Origin of the sequence: Paracoccus pacificus, from assembly GCF_042680785.1 — a bacterium.
GTDB classification, from domain to species: domain Bacteria; phylum Pseudomonadota; class Alphaproteobacteria; order Rhodobacterales; family Rhodobacteraceae; genus Paracoccus; species Paracoccus pacificus.
In genome coordinates, this window is the sequence record NZ_JBHUEN010000021.1 from 178,975 (window position 1) to 196,765 (window position 17,791).

7 protein-coding genes are annotated in these 17,791 nt (G+C 65.1%); 6 read left to right on the forward strand and 1 reads right to left on the reverse strand.

All coding sequences use genetic code 11. The annotated features are described in order from the left end of the window. Positions 1–96: 96 nt before the first annotated feature. Positions 97–1,074 (reverse strand): LLM class flavin-dependent oxidoreductase, encoded by a 978-nt coding sequence (locus ACFSCT_RS08965; protein WP_379142033.1) that lies wholly within the window; start codon positions 1,072–1,074, stop codon positions 97–99. Between the two features lie 116 nt (positions 1,075–1,190). Here ACFSCT_RS08965 and ACFSCT_RS08970 point away from each other — a divergent pair, with 116 nt between their 5' ends. From ACFSCT_RS08970 to tagF, 6 genes are all read left to right on the forward strand, one after another. Then, on the forward strand, positions 1,191–3,473 hold the full coding sequence (locus ACFSCT_RS08970) for an NADP-dependent malic enzyme (protein ID WP_379142035.1): 2,283 nt from the start codon (positions 1,191–1,193) through the stop codon (positions 3,471–3,473). Positions 3,474–3,641: 168 nt separating this feature from the next. Beyond that, positions 3,642–9,995 (forward strand): hypothetical protein, encoded by a 6,354-nt coding sequence (locus tag ACFSCT_RS08975; protein ID WP_379142038.1) that lies wholly within the window; start codon positions 3,642–3,644, stop codon positions 9,993–9,995. Between the two features lie 110 nt (positions 9,996–10,105). Further along, positions 10,106–11,440: a type VI secretion system baseplate subunit TssK gene (tssK, locus tag ACFSCT_RS08980; protein ID WP_379142040.1), complete on the forward strand. Its 1,335-nt coding sequence runs from the start codon at positions 10,106–10,108 to the stop codon at positions 11,438–11,440. Between the two features lie 11 nt (positions 11,441–11,451). Beyond that, a complete protein-coding gene (icmH, locus tag ACFSCT_RS08985) occupies positions 11,452–13,368 on the forward strand; it encodes a type IVB secretion system protein IcmH/DotU (protein ID WP_379142042.1) in 1,917 nt (638 codons plus the stop codon). Next, entirely contained in the window at positions 13,368–17,048 is a 3,681-nt protein-coding gene (tssM, locus tag ACFSCT_RS08990; protein WP_379142043.1) for a type VI secretion system membrane subunit TssM, read from the forward strand. Before icmH ends, tssM begins: the two co-directional genes overlap by 1 nt. Next, entirely contained in the window at positions 17,027–17,788 is a 762-nt protein-coding gene (gene tagF / locus ACFSCT_RS08995) for a type VI secretion system-associated protein TagF (RefSeq protein ID WP_379142045.1), read from the forward strand. The genes tssM and tagF overlap by 22 nt, the downstream gene beginning before the upstream one ends. Positions 17,789–17,791: the final 3 nt, after the last annotated feature.

Sequence of the window (17,791 nt, forward strand, 5' to 3'; positions counted from 1 at the left end):
CCGCAGAAAGCGATGAAAGGCGAAAACGGCTGGCCGCCACCTGCGCGTTACCCGGGCGTGTCATGCCGCGCCGGCACCGGTTTTGACGCCGACGCCCTAATCCATGACCTCGGCCGCGATCCTGAAGGATTTCTGCCGCGCCTCGGGATCCCAGATCTGGCCGGTCAGAATAACCTCGTCGGGGCGATAGCGGTCGACAAGATCCTGCAATTGCGCCCGCACCGTGGCCGGGCTGCCGATCGCGGAAATGGACAGGGCGTGCGCCACCATCGGCTTGATCTGCGCCGGGATTTCGGCGTCGATATCGTCGACCGGCGGGGGAAGTTTGCCCGGCCGCCCGGTACGCAGGCGCGCGAAGGCCAGCATCTGGCTGGTGCGCAAACGCTGGGCTTCGGCATCGGTGTCGGCGGCGATGACGTTGATGGCCAGCATGAAGCGCGGCTTTTCCTCCTGCCCGGTCGGCTCGAATTTTTCGCGGTAAATGGCGATGGCCTGCTCCAGATCGCCCGGCGCGAAATGCGACGCGAAAGCATAGGGCAATCCCAGATAGGCCGCGAGCTGGGCGCCGAACAGCGACGATCCCAGCATCCAGATCGGCACCCGCGTCCCCTCGCCCGGATGGGCGCGCACCTCGGCGTCGGGTCGTTCGGGGCCCAGATAGGTCATCAGCTCGACCACATCCTGCGGGAAGGTGTCGGCCTGTCCCATGCTGCGGCGCAGGGCGCGGGCCACGGCCATGTCGCCGCCCGGCGCCCGGCCAAGCCCAAGGTCGATGCGCCCCGGAAAAAGCGTTGCCAGCGTGCCGAATTCCTCGGCCACCCGCAGCGGCGCGTGGTTCGGCAGCATCACGCCGCCCGCGCCGACGCGTATGGTTTTCGTGGCGGCGGCGACCTGCCCGATCAGGATCGCGGTGGCGGCGCTGGCGATGCCGGGCATGTTGTGATGTTCGGCCAGCCAATAGCGGTGATAACCCCAGTTTTCGGCATTGCGCGCCAGATTCAGCGTATTGGCCAGCGCATCCGACGCGTCTGACCCCTCGGGCACCGGGGCGAGGTCAAGAATTGAGCGTTGCATCGGCTTTCCTTTTTTCCGTCATTCGGCTGATATAGGCATGCGCCCCGATATCCCAAGCCAAGCCGGGCATGGGATATCGGGGCGCGGAACATCCCCGGGGGTCAGGAGGAGCCACCATGCCGCGCATACCGAAAAACCGCTCGCCCCGGATCACACCCGAAGAGGCGCTGGCCTATCATCTCGAGCCGCGCCCGGGGAAATACGACATCGTGCCCTCGACACCGATGGCGACCCAGCGCGATCTGAGCCTTGCCTATTCGCCGGGCGTTGCCGTGCCGGTGCAGGCCATCGCCGATCGGCCGGAGACCGCGTTCGACTATACCGTCAAGGGCAACATGGTGGCGGTGATCTCGAACGGGACGGCGATCCTTGGCATGGGCAATCTGGGGGCGCTGGCCAGCAAGCCGGTGATGGAGGGCAAGGCGGTCCTGTTCAAGCGCTTCGCCGACGTCAACGCCATCGATATCGAACTGGATACCGAGGATCCCGAGGAATTCATCAACGCGGTCAGGCTGATGGGGCCGACCTTCGGCGGCATCAACCTTGAGGATATCAAGGCGCCGGAATGTTTCATCATCGAGCAGCGCCTGAAAGAGGTGATGGACATCCCGGTCTTTCACGACGACCAGCATGGCACCGCCGTGATCTGCGCCGCCGGTCTGATCAACGCGCTGGAGCTGTCGGGCAAGAAGATCGAGGATGTGCGCATCGTCCTTAACGGCGCCGGTGCCGCCGGGATCGCCTGTCTGGAGCTTCTGAAATCCATGGGCGCAAAGCATGAAAACTGCATCATGTGCGACACCAAGGGGGTTATTTATCAAGGCCGTACCGAGGGCATGAACCAATGGAAATCGGCCCATGCGGTCGACACGCCGCTGCGCACGCTGGAACAGGCGATGGCGGGCGCCGACGTATTTCTGGGCGTCAGCGCGAAGGGCGCGGTGACCCCGGCGATGGTCGAAAGCATGGCCGAAAATCCGGTGATCTTCGCCATGGCCAACCCGGACCCGGAGATCACCCCGGAAGAGGCCCATGCCGTCCGTCCCGACGCGATCGTCGCCACCGGCCGCAGCGATTATCCCAATCAGGTCAACAACGTTCTGGGCTTTCCCTATCTGTTCCGTGGCGCGCTGGATATCCATGCCCGCGCCATCAACGATGAGATGAAGATCGCCTGTGCGCAGGCTTTGGCGGCGCTGGCGCGCGAGGATGTGCCCGATGAGGTCGCAATGGCCTATGGCCGCAAGCTGGCCTTTGGCCGCGATTACATCATCCCGGCGCCGTTCGACCCGCGCCTGATCCATATCGTGCCGCCGGCGGTTGCGCGGGCGGGGATGGATACCGGAGCGGCGCGGCGCCCGATCATCGACATGGCGCGTTATGAACATGATCTGCGTGCCCGCATGGATCCCACGGCGGCGATCCTGCAGGGCATCCACGCGCGGGCGCGCTCGGTTCAGTCGCGGATCATCTTCGCCGAGGGCGACGATCCCCGCGTCCTGCGCGCCGCGGTCGCATGGCAGCGCGGCGGCATGGGCAAATCGCTGGTCGTCGGACGCGAGGCGGATGTGCGCGACAAACTGGAGCAGTCGGGTCTGGGCGACGCGGTGCGCGAGCTGGAGATCGTGAATGCCGCCAACAGCCGCCACATCGATTCCTATCGTGAGCAGCTTTACACCCGCATGCAACGCAACGGCTTTGACTTCGAGGATGCGGCAAAGCTCGCCAACCGGGACCGGCATGTGTTCAGCGCCCTGATGCTGGCGCAGGGTCATGGCGACGCGCTGGTAACGGGCGCCACCCGCAAATCGGCCCATGTGCTGGCGCAGATCAATCTGGTGTTCGACGCGCGCCCGCAGGACGGGGCGGTCGGGATGACGGCGGTTCTGCACAAGGGCAAGGTCGTGCTGATCGGCGACACGCTGGTTCACGAATGGCCCGAGGCCGAGGATCTGGCCAATATCGCCGAACGTGGCGCGCATGTCGCCCGGGCTTTGGGACTCGAACCGCGGGTGGCGTTTCTGTCCTTCTCGAATTTCGGCTATCCGCTGTCCGAGCGCGCGATCAAGATGTCCGAGGCCCCGAAGGTGCTTGATAAGCGGCAGGTCGATTTCGAATATGAAGGCGAAATGACCGTCGATGTGGCGCTGAACCCCGATCAGGCGGCGAAATATCCCTTCAGCCGGCTGACCGGACCGGCGAATGTGCTGGTGATGCCGGCGCGCCACTCGGCCAGCATCTCGGTCAAGCTGATGCAGGAAATGGCCGGCGCGACCGTGATCGGGCCGATCCTGACCGGGCTGCCGAAGCCGATTCAGATCTGCTCGACCAGTTCGACGGTCAGCGACATCCTGAACATGGCCGCCCTTGCCGCCGGACGAATCGGCCAGGTTCGGTGAGCCGGAAACCGCCCCCGCCGTAAGTCCCGCCGCAAGTGTTGCGTGCCGGCATCATCACGCCGGACCCGCTTTTCGGCGTAGTCAAAACGATATGTTTATCTGTATAGAATTTGATCAATATGCCGTTATCGTCCCCATTGCCCGATTTTTGATTAGTGAGAGACACTGATGCGTCCCAGTCCCCGGTCCCCCCGTCGCCTGTTCATCTCGCCTGTTCTGACGCGGCTTCTGCTGACAACCGCACTGATCGGCGGGACGCTGAGCGTGACCGGGGGGCCGGCAAAATCGGACAACGTCTGGTGGAACGTGCTGAACGGCACCTGGAGCAAGGCGACCGACAACCTGAACTGGGATTCCCAAAGCGGCCCCAACGAGACGCCCGACTTTTACGAAGATGGTGACAGCGTCTATTTCGGCAACCTTCCTGCGCCGCCCGGCCAAAGCGTCATGGTCGATCTCAACACCGAAGTGCAGGTCGACAATATCCACTTCATCGAAAACGGCTATGTCATCACCGGTTCGGGGATCATTTCGGGGTACGACTGGGACGCCGGCTTCGACACCAACGGCGATGACGTCTCGGTTTTCATAAGCTCCGGCGTCAATGGCCGGATCAATAACAACATCATCGCTCCGGCGTTCCGGATCGAGGGCGGCGGGGCGGTCTCCAGCTTGCTGACATATTCCGGGACTGCCGATCACCCGGATCTGTTCGAACCGATCTTGGCCACCGTCGATAAGGCGACGCTTCGCCTGGGCGGCATGATCGACGGCAATGTCCGTCTGAACGAAGAAGGCCGGCTGGATCTGCTGATGAACGGCGGTTCGGTAAGCGGCGATGTCACGATCGACGGTGGTGGCGCCTCCGTCGTGACCCGAGAGGGGACCACGATCGGGGGTAAGGTAACTCTCGACAACGGCGAGTTGCGTCTGACCGGGGGCCGCATTCTGGGCGGCGTCGAGGTCGATCAGGGTGAGGATGTCGCGCTGGTTGCGCGGACCGAGATCGGCGACCTGAATGAACCGGGCGCATCCGTCGACTTCACCAACCGCGGCACCATCGCGTCAGAGACCGCCGGCGAAATGCTGGTGATCGGCGGCCGGCTGGTCAACAGCGGGACGTTGGGCGGCCCGGCCGTCAGTCTTGCGGTGAATGCGCGCGAGATCCAGCTTAACCAGGGCACGGTGATCGCGGGCTCGCTTTTCCTTCAGTCGCCGCTGGTCGTTCACGCCGACGCCGCGGGCACGCTGGACGTCGACAAGGTCATCACCACCAACGGGATCTTTCGGAACGAGAATGAACTGACCACCACGGCGGCGTTTACCGCGGCGACGCTGGTGAACAGCTCCAGATTCGAGACAGCGACCGATCTGACCGCCAATGTGATCAACCAGGAAAACGCCTGGCTGATATCCAGCGGCACCTTGAACGGCAGTCTGACCAACCGCGGCCGAGCTGATCTGCAGGGCATCATCACCGGCGATGTGAACCATGTCGTGGAAGGATCGTCCCAACTTGATGTGGTGGGGCCGCTGACGATTCAGGGCAGGCTGCGGCTGACCGGGACCAACAGCGTGAGCTACGACCCGACCAACTTGACGATCGGCAAGTTTTCCGCCGAGACCGACGTTACCGCAACGGATCTGACGGTTAAGTCGACCGACTCCGACGGCATCAGAACCACCGCCGCCACGCCGGTGACGGGCGCGGGAACCTTGCGGATCAGCGGCACCACGACCGGCAACATCCAGAACGCCGGGACACTGTATCAGACCGGAACGGTCAAAGGTAACGTGGTCAGCAGCGGTACCGCCCGCATGCAGGGCACTTTGGCCGGGAAGCTGACGATCACCGGCGGGACCACACGCACCACCGGCGATCTTAACGTCACCGGCGCGGGCGTTTCCGTGAACGGCGGCGCGTTCACCGTGGATGCCAACAATACGGTCTCCGCCAATATCAGGGTCGAAAACACCGCTGGTTCCACATTGGCGATGCTGGCCCGTAGCACGGTGGTGGGCGATGTATTGAACCTGGGCACGGCGAGCCTGCGGGGAACCATTACCGGTGCGCTGGAAAACCGGGGTGTACTAAGCACCGCTCAGGCGGGACCGACGATCCTGACGGTCGGCTCGTTCATTAACCGCAACGAGACCAACGTCCTGGGCAATACCTCGCTGGTATTCGGCGGATCGGCCCGCAATCTGGCCGGCGTCATGACGGTAAACGGACGCCTCGACTTTGGGGCTTCGGTGCCCGAGGCGAACCGGATCGTCTATAACGCAGGCAACGCCACGCTGGACATTGACGGCGGGACGGTGCTCGGCTCGGTCGACAACACCGGTAACATGAGCCTGGACGGCAGCGTCACCGGCAGGATCGTGAACGGCACCGGCGGTACGCTTGCCGTGACCGGCACGTCATCGGCCGACAGCCTTGTCAACCGCAGCACCGTGACGATCGGTGACGCCGTCACCCTGACCACGGAAAACACCGTTCGTTCAAGCGGTCTGATGAACGTCGATGGCACCTTGTCCTTTGGCCAGACCGTCCCGACGGCCGAGCGTTTTGTCCACAACCAGGTTTTCGGCCAGCTCAACGTGACGGGCGAGATCGCCGGCGCGGTGCGGAACGACGGCGTTGTCTCGGTCAAGGAAGGCGGCCAAATTTTCGGCAACCTGACCAACCGCGCCACCGCAACCGTCAACAACGGCACGGTCACCGGGCATGTCCAGAACAGCCGCCTTTTGTATCTGACCGGCGCCACCGTGAACGGCACGCTGACCAACGCCAAGACCGGCACCACCGAGATGCGCGGCACCGGCGTGACCGCCTCGGTCGTCAACGCGGGCACGCTGACGACGATGGCCGGGTCCAACGTCTCGACGGGGGCGATCACCAACTTCCAGAATGCGCGTCTGACCGTGAACGGAACCGTGAACACCCGCGGGCAAGATGTCGACAATACCGGCCGCATCATCGTCTCGGGCTCGGGCCTATTGATCGGCAACGTGACCAACAGCGGCAGCCTTGATGTCGCGGGCACGGTGACCGGCAACGTGGTATCCTCGGGAACGCTTTCGCTGATGGGCGGGGATATCAACGGCAACGTCAACGCCTCAAGCAACACGCGTTTGCGCGGCATCTCGACCATTTCCGGCAATTTCGGCAACACCGGCACGATCTCGAACCTTGATGACAACGCGTCGACCCGGGTCAACGTCGGGGGCGTGTTCACCAACGACGGCACGATCGACGCAGGCACCGGCGGTATCATCATCTCGGCCCAGCAGATCCGGCTGGGTCAGACCTCGAACACCAGCGGTCAGGTGCAGTTGCTGGGCGGGACCGTCAACGAGGGCAAACTGAACCTGAGCGGTCTGTCCAGCCTCAGCGGCAATCTGATCAACAAGGTGCCGGGCGAAATCACCGTGTCGGGCACGCTTGCGACCCGGCTGAACGCCATCACCAACTATAGCCGCCTGACCGTCAACGCCGGCAGCGTGATCGACGGAACCGCCGGCAACGCGCGCTCGACCATCACCAATGTGACCTCACCGGACGGAACTGCGGTTCTGAGCAATCTCGGCACGATCAAGGCTGACGTGAAGAACGGTCAGGACGCGATTCTGCGCAGCTCGGGCGTCATCGGCGGGGATGTCACCAACTGGGGGCAGGCGACGATCGGCAACCGGGTGACCGGCACCCTGCGCCATCTTGGCGGAAGCCTGACGATCGCGAACGGAACCTCGGTTCAGGGCGGGCTGGTGCTGCGCAGCACGGTGAACGGCACCGTCAACGGTTTGCGGACCACAAGCGTGGACAGCAACCAGACCGTTTCCTTCAACAATCTCAAGGTGCTTACGCCTTCGGGCGCGCCGGGCAGCGTGTTGAACGGCGGTGCGATGACGATCACCGGCGCAAGTGCCGGCAACGTCACCAGCCAAAGCGGCGCCAGCCTTCGCGTGGGTGGAACCCTTCAGGGCAATATCCTGTCCGAGGGCACATTCGCGGTCAGCGGCAGCACGCTGACCGTGACCGGCGATGTCAGATCGGGCGGCAGCTTTGTTCTTGGGGCCACGCAGACGCTGGCGGCAAACAGCCTGTCGATCATCGGCGATGGCCGGGCCCGGATCGCCGGGGGCGCTGTATCCGCCGATGTGCAGGTCGGCTCCGCCGCGTCGTTCGAGATGCTGTCGGGGTCCCGGATCAACGGCACCCTTACCAACGACGGCAAAGCCTTCCTTGCCGGACAGGTCACTGAACATGCGGTCAACAGCGGCACGGCCACCATCGGGGCGGGCAGGACGCTGATCGCGGGACAGGGCTTCGAGAACCGCGACGGCGGTACGCTCGGGATCATCGGTCGTCTGGACGGAAGCCTTGTCGGCCGCGCCGGCGGCACGATCAACCAGACCGGGCAGGTCAGCGGCACCGTCACCACGGCCGGACAGTATAACGGCGGCGGCAGCGTTGGCGGCAATTTCCATAACTCGGGCATGGCGTCGGTGACACGGGGTCTGACCGTCGCAGGGAACCTGACCAACTTGAAAACCCTGAATGCCGCGGGGAATGTCATCGTCGCCGGCAATATCGAAAACGGTAACGGCACCAGCCCGGCCTCGGCGGTTTTCGGCAAGAACGGCACCGTCACCGCGACGACTTTCGTCAACCGGGCCGGCAGCACGGCGATCTTCCATGGCGGGCTCTCCGCCGATCTGTTGCAGCGGGGAACGGCGCAACTGCGTCGTGGCATGACGGGCGATCTGACGACCAGCGGCAACACCACGGTCTACGGCACCGTCGACGGCGATGTGACCTATAACGGCGGGACACTGATCTTCCTGCCGGAAGCATCGACGGCACGGATGAGCCTTGCCGCCGCTGCGGCCGCCGGGGATCCGGGCAGCACCGGGACCTTTACCTTTGGCAGCGACTATACCATCAAGGACGGTGAGACGCTGGGCGCGCGCAAGGCCATCGTCAAGGAAGGTGTGCGTCTGACGCTGGAGGGCGCGCTGCGGGCGCCGCTGGACAACTATGGCACGCTGCGCGTCAACGGGACCGGCGAAACCATCGGCCGGCTCAGCAATCTTGGCACGGTTTCGATGCGTGACGGCGCCGCGAATGATGAGCTTGTCGCGCAGGGCGGCATCTCCGGAGGCGCCTATCAGCTTGATCTGGCGCTGGGGGCGAACTGGACCGCGGACAAGATCACCGTGCGCAACGGCGCCACGACGGGGCAACTGGCGCTGGATTTCAACATCGTCTCGCCCGATGACGTGACCAGCACCAGCAACACGGTGACCGTGATCGACGTGGACGGCACCCGCGACAACAATTTCACCTGGACCTCGACCGGGCTCGAGGATCTGGGCCAGTCCGAGCGGTTCATCTATTCGCTGGATCGGGACGGCAGCACCGGCGATCTGATGCTCAGCAAGGATCTGGACCCCAGCATTGCCGCGCTGACCGGCAACGTCGCCCTGACCCAGTCGCTGATCGGCCCGGTCATCAACCGGCCCAGCAGCCCCTATGTGGGCGGTCTGGCCGTAGGGGCCGAGGAAAAACCCTGCGGTGTCGGGGCATGGGGCCGGATCACCGCCGGGCGGGCGACCGCCGACGGCGCCACCATCGGCGCTGAGCGGAACTTCCCCAGCGAGATCAAGGCCCGCTATCAGGGCGCGCAGGTCGGCGGAGACTTCGCCTGCTTCAACGGCAGCTACAGCGGTTGGGACATGGCCTTCGGCGCCATCCTTGGCCAGAACCGGGGCAACACCGAACAGCCGGTCTATCGCGCCAGCGCGACGTCCAGCGACACCGATCGCCGGGTCACCAGCGTCACCAATACCGACTTCACCCAGACCTATGGCGGCGTTTACGTGACCGCCGCGCGCGACCGCATGGTGCTTGATCTTCAATATCGGCGCGAACAGACCGATTTCGACATGACCAACACGCCGGTCGCCGGATCGCCTACCGGGGGGCTATTGCTGAACAACGCCAAGTTCAAAAGCGACGCCAACACGCTGAGCGGTTCGGTCAGCTATCGCGTGCCGCTGCCCAATGCCGAATGGAGCTTTATCCCCACCGCCGGCTTCGCGGTCACCTCGACCAAGACGGACGAGATCAAATTCGAGGATGGCGCGACCCTCCAAATCGACGACAGCACAAGCAAGGTCGGGTTCATCGGCGGAACGATCTCGCGCACGGTGGTGTCCAAGGCCGGCAACTCGGCGATCACCGGCTTTGCGACCGGCACCTGGTACCGGGATTTCTCAAGCGAGACGAAATCGGTCTTTACCTTCGCCGACGACGATCTTGCCCCCGAAAATCTGACCTCGGCCAATCTTGGCGACTTCGGTGAGTTGAGTGTCGGGGTGAACTATATCAAGATTCTGGACAACGGTGGCGACGGCCGCAAGCCGCGTCAGTTCAACGCCAACGTCCGTATCGACGGGCGGACCGGCGACTCGCTTGACGGTTATGGCATCGCCGGTCAGGTGCGCTGGCAGTTCTGACGGAACCGTGTAGCCCGCGGCCTTGGGGTTGACCCTTGGCGCGGGCTGCATGATCGTGGAAAAGGTGCATCACCCCGGTGTCGGACCGGGCCGCCAAGTTGAGGGTATGTATGTCCTGGTACAGTAAGGTCGCGTGGAAAGAGGGGTTGTTCCTGCAACCCCATCACCTCCAGCAGGCCGACCGCTGGGTTGAGAATCTGGTCCTTGCCCGCACCCGCGTGATCACCCCCTATCCCTGGGGCGTGACCGAGATGCAGGTCGACCGCGATGTGATCCAGCAGGGCCGCATCGGTTTGCGCGCCGTGGCCGGGATCATGCCGGACGGCACGCCGTTCGACGCGCCGGGAACCGCGCCGCTGCCGCTGCCGGTCGATGTGCCGGATGACGCGGCGGGCATGTATATCTGGCTGACCCTGCCCGACACCTCGCCCAATGCGCGCGATACCTCGCCCCTGGACGACGAAGGCGCCACGACCCGCTGGGGAATCGTCGCCGAAACCGTGGGTGACAGCGCCTCGGGGGCGCGGATCGAACAGGTGCTGGAACTCGCCGTGCCCCGGCTTGAACTGGCCGTGCGCAAGACCCCGCGCCCCGGTTATCAGAACCTTCGGCTGGCCTTGATCACCGAGGTGCGGGACGGTGTCGTCTCGCTTGACCCGACGGTGCCGCCGCCGGCGCTGATCGTGGGGGCGCATCCGCAGATCATGGGCTATCTGACCCGTGTCATCGGCTGGATCGAGGCGCGTCTGGAAAGCCTGTCGCGCTACGCCGCCGATCCCAGCGCGGGCGGCGGCATGCAGGCGATCGATTATCTGATGCTGATGGTTCTGAACCGGGAAATCGGCGTGCTGCGCCATATAAGCCAGATCCACGCCATCCACCCCGAGCGCCTGTATGAGCGTCTGGTCGGTCTGGCGGGCGAACTGGCCACCTTCGACGCCGGCAACCGTCTGGCGCCGAAATATGAGCCCTATAACCACGCCGAACCCAAGCTGAGCTTCGGCCCGGTCGTGGCGGATATTCAGCGGCTTCTGTCGCGGGATATCGGCCGGGCGATCCGGCTGCCTTTGCGGCAGGTGCGCCAGAACAGCTATCTGGCCGAAGTGGCCGACCGCAACCTGTTCCGCGAGGCGACCTTCATCATCGAGGTGGAATCGGCCAAGCCGCAGACGCAGGTCCAGTCGCAGTTCCCCGAGCTGTGCAAGGTCGGCCCGAATACCCGCATGGCAGAGATCGTGAACAACAACCTGCCGGGCGTCGGGCTTGTGCACCTGCCCAACCCGCCCCGGCAGATCAGGGTTCTGTCGTCCAATGTCTATTTCCGGCTGGAAAAGAATTCGCCCCTGTGGCGGGAGTTCTCGACCGCGCCGGCGATCGGAATGCATTTTGCCGGTGACTGGCCCGAGCTGAAGCTGGAGCTGTGGGCCGTGCCGGAAAAAGCGTAACGCGAGGCGGAATGGCGAACCGGCGCGACGACAAGGACAAGACCGTATTCGGTGGCCCGCTTCCCGGGGCCAGTCCGGCCGCGCCGCGTCCGGCCGCTGAAGGCACGGAAAGCCCGTTCGGCCCCGGTTCTCAAGGCCCCATTCCTCAAGGCGGCGGAAACCCCGCGCCGGGGACACCTGCCCGGCATCCGAATACCGCCTTTCCCGCGCCCCCCGCTTCGCCGCCATCCGGCGCGCGTACTGCGGGCGCGGCCGAACGCACGGTGATCGGCGCGCCGATGGCGCCGGGCGCCGGGCCGGGTTGGGGCGCCCCCCAGCAACCGCCGCCCGGGCAGAATCCCTATCCGCCCGCGCCGGGGTATGGGCAGGGTCAGGGACATTACCCGCAGCAGCCCTCAACCGGGAATACATGGCTGGGCGGGCCGGTGACGCCACAGCCGCCGGTGGGACAGGGTTACGGCGCGCAGCCGCCCGCCCCCCCATCCTGGGGCGCGCCGCAATACCCGCCGCAATATCCCCCGCAGGGTGGAGGTATCGGAACCCCGCATTATCCGCCATCGGCCTATCCACCGGGGCAGGGGGGCTATGCGCCGCCGGTTTATTCCCCCCAAGGCAATATCGGTCAGGCCGCGCCCACGGATCGCGGCTTTTTCCCGGATATACCGCGCGGTGACGCAGCCGTCGCACCCATGCAGGGGCCGAAAATCCCGCTGGCGCAGGCGCTGCAGGTCAAGCCGCTGGACAAGGGCGCGTCCTCGAACCCGCTGGTCGCCGCGGCTGCCGGGCTGCTGATCCTGTTCGGGCGGCTGCGCACCGGGCTTGTCGAGATGCAGGCCGCGCCGCTGATGGATCACGTCACGCGCGAGCTGGACAAGTTCGAACGCAACGCGCTTTTGCTGGGCGCCGACCCACATGAGGCGATGGTCGGCAAATATATCCTGTCCGGCACCGCCGACGACATCGTCCAGAACCTGCCCGGTGCGGATCGTGGCGACTGGCTGCAATATTCGATGGTCGCGCGTTTCTTCCATCGCCGCGATTCCGGTGTCGGCTTCTTTCAGGAAACCGAAAAGGCGATGCAGGCCCCGGCGCAGCGCTATAATCTGCTGGAACTGATCCTGACCTGCCTTTCGCTCGGGTTCGAGGGGCAGTATCGCACCATGCCGAATGGCGGTGTCGAACTGTCGCGGATCCGCACCGCGATCTATGAAACCCTGCGCCGTGTCCACCCGCGCCCGGACGAGGACATCTCGGTCGCGTGGACGCCGGTGGTGATGGGGGACCGGCGCCGCTTTGGGTTCGTGTCGGTTCCGATGGTGCTGGGCGGTGCGGCGATCACCCTGCTTGCCGCCTTCGCGATCCTGACCACGGTCATCAACCGCGACGGCGCGGCGGCGGCAGAGGCGCTGTTGCGGCTGCATCCGGGCGACGTGAAAATCGCCATCGAACGCGCGCCCGGCCCGGTGTTCGAGGCGGAAATTCCACAGCTTGAGCGCATCCGGGGCGCGTTTGCGGATGATATCAAGAACGGGGCGATGTCGGTCGATCAAAAGGGCGATTACATCACCATTCGCGTCGGCAATCTTCAGCTTTTCGACACCGCGAGCGTGACGTTGAAGGACGGTTTCGCGCCCATGGCCGAACGTATCACCAAGGTCCTGAACGACGAAGGCGGCCCGGTGTTGATTCAGGGCTATACCGATAACGTCCCGATGAGCGGCCGCGGGCAATACAAGACCAACGAACAGCTTTCGCTGGCCCGGGCCGAGGCGATGCAGGCCGAACTGGCCAAGACCATCGACGATCCGGCGCGGATCGCCGTCGAAGGCAAGGGCCCCGCCGATCCCATCGCCGACAACGCCACCGAGGACGGCCGGGCGCAGAACCGGCGTGTCGAGGTCATGCTGCGGCGCGAGGGGACTTACTGATGTATTTCATGGGTATCCGCTTTCCCCGCATCAGGGCGCAGCGTTGGATGCGCATACCGCTGATGATCCTTGGCCTGCTGCTGTTCTCGCTTGCGGTCTGGTTCGGTCTGCCGATGACTGGCTGGGACTGGGCCGCCAGCATCTGGTGGCGCGCCGGCATCATCGGCGTGGTGCTTTCAATCTTTCTGATCATCGCGCTGGTCCGCTGGCGCCGCCGGGTCCGCGCCGCCCGCGAGCTTGAGGCTGCGCTGGTCCCCGAGGAACCGGTCGGCGACGGCAAGGAACTTGCCGAACGTATGGAAACCGCGCTTGCCACGCTCAAGCGGTCGGGGGGTGCGTCCTATCTGTATGATCTGCCGTGGTATGTGATCATCGGTCCGCCGGGCGCGGGCAAGACCACGGCGCTGGCGAATTCGGGAATCGAATTCCCCCTGTCCCAGACCGATCCGGTCAGCGGCTTTGGCGGCACGCGCTATGCCGATTTCTGGTTCGCCGAGGACGCGGTCCTGATCGACACCGCCGGGCGCTATACCAGTCAGGACAGCGATGCCGGCGCCGACAAGGCCAGCTGGCAGGCTTTCCTTGAACTGTTGAAGAAATCGCGGCCGAACCAGCCGATCAACGGCGTCATCCTTGCCTTTTCGGTCGAGGACATGATGCGCGGCGACGAAACCACGCTCGCCGCCCATGCCGAGACCGTCCGCGCCCGTCTGGCCGAGGTGCATGAGGCGCTCAAGGTCGATTTCCCGGTCTATGTGCTGTTCACCAAGGCCGATCTCATCGCCGGTTTCCGCGAATATTTCGCCTCCTTCAGCCTGAACCGCCGGAAATTGGTCTGGGGCGTCACCTTCCAGACCAATGATCGCAAATCCCTGACCTACGAGGCTGTTCCGGCCGAGTTCGACCGGCTGCTGGCGCGGCTGTCGGATGAGGTCATCGACCGCTTGTCCGAGGAACCGGACGCGGCATCCCGCATCGCGGTTTTCGGGCTGCCCGGCCAGATGGCGCTGTTGCGCGACAATGTCTCGGATTTCCTGCGCCGCATCTTCGAGCCCACGCGCTACAAGACGAACGCGATCCTGCGCGGGTTCTATTTCACCTCGGGCACGCAGGAAGGCACGCCCATTGATCAGGTGCTGGGCGCGATGAACCAGACCGGAAGTGCTGCGGCCTTCCAGCCGGCCTTCATGTCTGGGCGCGGCAAAAGCTTTTTCCTCCACGACCTGCTGCGCAAGGTGATCTTCGCCGAACAGGGCTGGGTCTCGCACGATGTCAAGGCGGTGCGGCGCGCGCGGCTGCTGCGCGGGCTGGCGCTGGGCGCGATCGGACTGGTGACGGTGGCCGGGCTGGCCGCGTTTGGCATCAGCTATTGGCAGAACGCGACACTGGTGCGCACCGCCGCCGCCGAGACCCGCCAATACGCCGCCGCCGCCGGCCCCGAGATCGAGCGCAAGGTGATCAACGATCCCGATCTGCAACCGATCCTGCCGCTGTTGAACGACCTGCGCGCCATGCCGGCCGGTTACGGCAACAGCGAGACGCCCGATATCTGGGAACGGTTCGGACTGGGCCAGCGCGCGCGGCTTCAGTCGGCCACCGCCGAAGCCTATTCGGATGCGCTGGAACGGATGATGCGGCCGCGCATGATCCTGGATCTGGAGCGGCGGATGCCCAACATCATCCGCAACGAGGAAACCACCGAGATCTATCGCGCGCTCAAGGTCTATCTGCTTCTGGGCGGTCAAGGCGCCAAGCCCGACGATGACGCCATCATAAGCTGGTTCGATCAGGCTTGGCGGGACACTTACCCGGGCCGGACCGGCGTCGATGTAAGGGACCAGCTGACCACCCATCTGAAAGCGATGCTGGCGCTGGACGACGACCGCAACCTGCTGGTCGACATTGATCAGGCGACCGTCGATGCGGCACGGCAGGCGATCGCGCAACTGCCGCTGGACGAACAGGCCTATACGATCATCAGCGACGGCGTCGTTTCGGCCAACCTGCCCGACTGGTCGCTGGTCGACGTTGCCGGCAAGACCGCCGCGATGGTGCTGACGACCCGTGACGGCGCCGACCTGAATTCGCTGATCGTGCCGGCGCTTTATACCTATGAAGGGTTCTGGAGCTATTTCTATCCGCAACTCGAGGTCGTCGGCCAGCGGCTGCGCGACGATCAATGGGTGCTGGGCGATCTGGCCAATTCCGACGAAATCGAAAGCCGGCTGGCGCGGCTCGACATCGACTTGCTGCAACGCTACCGCACCGAGTTCAAGGCGGCATGGGACAAAGTTCTGAACAACCTCGCGCTGAACTCCATGGCTGCGGACAAGCCGCGCTATGACGCGCTGGGGGCGGCGGCGGCCGAGGCGACCTCGCCCATCCTGCTGTTGGTGAAGGGCGTCGCCGAACAGACCCATCTGACCCGCGAGTTCGAGGAATCAAGCGGACTGACCCCCGAGGCTCTTGCGGCCGGTGATGGGGGCGGCGACGGAGGCGGTGACCGGGCCGGGGGCGGTGATCAGGCCCAGGGCGGCGATGCATCGGGCGCCGGCGGCCAGATCGGCAAGGCCATCGCGTCGCGGATCCGCAGCCGCTCGACCGGGGTGCAGCGCATCCTGCTGGATGCCGCCGCGAACAACGCCAAGAACCAGACCAGCCTGTCGGGTGGCAGCGGCGGCAGCGGGGGCGCCGACAGCAACAGCGTGATCCGCCCGATCCAGCTTATCGCCGAGGATTTCATCGGCTGGTACGATCTGGTGCTGGGCGAGCCGGGCAAACGCCCGATCGACGAGCTTTTGGGGAATCTCGGCGCCGTTTACGACAACCTGCGGCTGGCCGAGCGCAGCCCGGACCAGTCGGCCGCGGTGTTGCCGACGCTGCTGAACAACCTGACCGCGAACAACTCGCGCATGCCCGAACAGCTCGCCGCGCTGGTGACCTCGGCCGAGGAGGATTTTCAGGAAGGTCAGACCGACGCCAATCTTGAGACGATGAACCGCGCCCTGTCGGACCGCATCACCTATTTCTGCCGCGAGAACATCGCCGGCGCCTATCCGTTCGCAAAATCCTCGCGCAGCCTGTCGCTGGACAATTTAGCGCGGTTCTTTGGTCCGGGCGGCGACATGGACAAATATTATACCGAGTTTCTTGAACCCTATGTCGAGCGGACGCCCGAGGGGCTGAGCTATCGCTCGGACAAGGAACTGGGCAAACGCCTGTCGCCGAACGCGCTGTTGCAGTTCCAGCGGGCCGAGGAAATCCGCAACGCCTTCTTCGCCAGCGGCAACCCCAAGCCCGAGGTGCAGATCACCATCGCGCAGGTCGACGCCCATCCGACGATCGAAAGCGCGATGCTGGTCATCAACGACGCCATGGTGCCGACCGTGACCGGGGCGTTGCCGCGCACCATCACCTGGCCGGGCACGGGGACCTCGACCGTGCTGCAACTCAGCCCGGCGCTCGATCGCCAGTCCACCCTGCGGTTTGACGGCAGCCCGTGGACGCTGATCGAGTTCCTGAACGCCGCGACCGCGCGCAATCAGAAGGGCGATACGCTGCGCGCGACATTCACCGTCGGCGGCCGGTCGATCACCTATGATTTCACCGTCAACGCCCGGACAAACCCCTTCACGATGAGCGCCTTGCGGGATTTCGAATGTCCGCAGAGCCTGAATTGACCCCGAAGCCGCCGCAGGCGGCGGATATGGCGCAGGCGGGCGCCGCGCCCTTGGCCGGCGCGGGGCTTTACGGCAAGCATCCGGGATATGGCGATTTTCTGGCCGCCGGGCTTGTTCGGAGCGCCGAGGAGGTGTTGATCCCGTGGCTGACCCAGACACTTGGCCAGATGCGCGAGGCCTTGGGCGACGGTTGGGCCGGCGTATTCGACAACGCGCCCCCGCTGCGGTTCTGGATCGGCTCGGGCGTGGCCGGACCGAGCGGGCTGCGCGGCGCGCTCCGACCCAGCCGCGACAGCGTCGGGCGGCGGTTTCCCCTGATGCTCGTCGCGCCTTGTCCCGACGGCCATCCCCCGGTTCTGTCGCCCGACGCGGCATTCTTTGATGCGGCCGAGGCGCAATTGGCCGCGCTGAGCGAGGGCCCGATGCCGCCGGCGCGCGATGTCGTGGCGGGGTTCGGCGCGGCGGAAACCCAAGGCGCCGGTGAAAGCGCAAGTTTCTGGGCCGTCAACGACACCATGCCCTCGGATGCGCTTCTGCCGTCGCTGGTTGCGGCGGAACTGCGGGCGGCGGCATCGCGGCGCAGCTATTGGTGGGTCGATGGCGGGGAAGGGCGCGGCCGGCCAAGCGTCATGCTTGCCGGCCCCGCGATGCCGGACGCGGATGCGCTGATCTGGATCATGGGCGGGCAACGCGGCGCGGGCGTCGCCGCCGATTCCGCATCGCCGTTTGACGAGGGGTAGGGT